This is a genomic window from Burkholderia sp. E168m23 (assembly GCF_016586125.1).
Classification (GTDB): Bacteria; Pseudomonadota; Gammaproteobacteria; order Burkholderiales; family Burkholderiaceae; genus Burkholderia; species Burkholderia orbicola.
This window is the reverse complement of sequence record NZ_BCPP01001118.1, coordinates 1-2,092: the sequence shown is the minus strand read 5'-3', so window position 1 is coordinate 2,092 and position 2,092 is coordinate 1. Positions and strand designations below refer to the sequence as shown.

Here is a 2,092-nt window from a genome sequence, read left to right as displayed (position 1 = left end):
GATCACGATGTCGAAGTCCATCTGGCCAGCCTTGATCTGCTCAGCCAGGTCTTCCATACCGACGATTTCCGCGCCTGCTGCACGCGCCTGCTCGGCCTTTTCGCCTTGCGCGAACACGGCAACGCGAACCGACTTGCCCGTACCTGCCGGGAGAACGACCGAACCACGAACGACCTGGTCCGACTTCTTCGCGTCGATGCCGAGCTGAACCGCGACGTCAATCGATTCGTCGAACTTCGCGCTCGCGCATTCCTTCACGAGGCTCAGTGCGTCTTCGATCGCGTACAGCTTCTGACGATCGACCTTGGCGGCAAATGCCTGACGGCGCTTGGAGATCTTAGCCATTTACACGCCCTCCACAGTGATACCCATCGAGCGTGCGCTACCAGCGATGGTGCGAACGGCTGCGTCCAGATCAGCTGCCGTAAGGTCCGGCATCTTGGTCTTCGCGATTTCTTCGGCTTGAGCGCGCGTGATCGAACCGACCTTGTCGGTGTGCGGCTTGCTCGAGCCCTTGTCCACCTTCGCCGCCTTCTTGATCAGGACGGTCGCCGGCGGCGTCTTCATCACGAACGTGAAGCTCTTGTCAGCGAATGCCGTGATGACCACCGGCACCGGCAGACCCGGCTCCATGCCTTGAGTCTGCGCGTTGAACGCCTTGCAGAACTCCATGATGTTCAGGCCGCGCTGGCCCAGTGCCGGACCGACCGGCGGCGACGGGTTGGCTTTACCTGCAGGGATCTGCAGCTTGATAAAGCCGATAATCTTCTTTGCCATTTGAAACCTCATTGGAACGCCGGGAAGGCGTTCGGTGAGTGATAACGCGCTTTCGCCGCTGGCTACTGACGCTCCTCAACGACCATGACGCGGGCCGTAAGCGCGAAGGTGGGCAGCCGAGGCTGCCCACCGAATCGGGATCAAACTTTTTCGACCTGGCCGAACTCGAGTTCGACCGGGGTGGAGCGGCCAAAGATGGTGACCGACACACGCACCCGCGATTTCTCGTAGTTGACTTCTTCGACGGTGCCGTTGAAGTCCGTGAACGGGCCTTCCTTGACACGCACCATCTCGCCGACTTCGAACAGGGTCTTCGGGCGCGGCTTTTCGACGCCTTCCTGCATCTGCGACATGATCTTCTCGACTTCCTTCGGGGAAATCGGGGTCGGGCGGTTACGCGCACCGCCGACGAAACCGGTGACCTTCGCGGTGTTCTTCACGAGGTGCCACGTTTCGTCCGTCATTTCCATTTCCACCAGCACGTAGCCGGGGAAGAAACGACGTTCGGTCACGGCCTTGTGGCCGCCTTTGACTTCGACCACTTCTTCGGTCGGAACCAGGATCTGACCGAATTTGTCCTGCATGCCAGCACGTTCGATGCGCTCTTGAAGCGCACGTTGCACGCTCTTCTCCATACCGGAGTAGGCGTGCACGACGTACCAACGCTTTCCGCTCGGGGATGCCGGAGTATCGCTCATATCATTTCCAACCCAGAATCGCCGAGAAAATCACCCATTCGATCGATTTGTCGCTCAACCAGAGGAAAATCGCCATCACAAGCACGAAACCGAACACGACGAGTGTGGTTTGCGTTGCTTCCTTGCGGGTGGGCCATACGACCTTCCGGACTTCCTTGTACGAATCCTTGGCAAACGCGATGAGGCTCTTGCCAGGGGCGGACATCAGCCCGACGGCCACGCCGGCGATGATACCTACCGCCAACGCGGCACCGCGGACATACCACTGCTGATTGGTCAGCCAGAAGAAGCCCACGAATCCGGCCAACACCAGCAATACGCCCAGGGCCAGCATCAGCTTATCGCCGGAGGTATTTACAGTTTCGACGGATGGATTCGCCATAACACCTTAAAACAAATGCCACGTGGGACACGTGGCGATTTTTGGCAGGGGCAGAGGGAATCGAACCCCCAACCTTCGGTTTTGGAGACCGACGCTCTGCCAGTTGAGCTATACCCCTAAACCATGTTGGGGCCGGCTGATGCCAGCCCCAAAACTGTCGATCAACGAATAACTGGCTTACTCGATGATCTTGGCGACGACGCCGGCGCCGACCGTACGGCCGCCTTCGCGGATT

3 protein-coding genes, 1 tRNA gene and 1 pseudogene are annotated in these 2,092 nt (G+C 59.2%); all 5 read right to left on the bottom strand.

Annotated elements, in window-relative coordinates:
• A pseudogene (gene rplA / locus JMF90_RS34720) lies at window positions 1–345 on the bottom strand (50S ribosomal protein L1); the annotation flags it as partial.
• The gene (rplK, locus tag JMF90_RS34715; RefSeq protein ID WP_006477201.1) at window positions 346–777 is read right to left on the bottom strand and encodes a 50S ribosomal protein L11; all 432 of its coding nucleotides are present in this window, start codon (window positions 775–777) and stop codon (window positions 346–348) included.
• A 140-nt stretch (window positions 778–917) separates the two neighbouring features.
• Entirely contained in the window at window positions 918–1,475 is a 558-nt protein-coding gene (gene nusG / locus JMF90_RS34710) for a transcription termination/antitermination protein NusG (RefSeq protein ID WP_006400672.1), read from the bottom strand.
• 1 nt (window position 1,476) lies between these two features.
• The gene (gene secE / locus JMF90_RS34705; protein WP_006477202.1) at window positions 1,477–1,857 is read right to left on the bottom strand and encodes a preprotein translocase subunit SecE; all 381 of its coding nucleotides are present in this window, start codon (window positions 1,855–1,857) and stop codon (window positions 1,477–1,479) included.
• A gap of 42 nt (window positions 1,858–1,899) precedes the next feature.
• Window positions 1,900–1,975 (bottom strand) — tRNA-Trp (locus JMF90_RS34700).
• Between the last annotated feature and the right edge of the window lie 117 nt (window positions 1,976–2,092).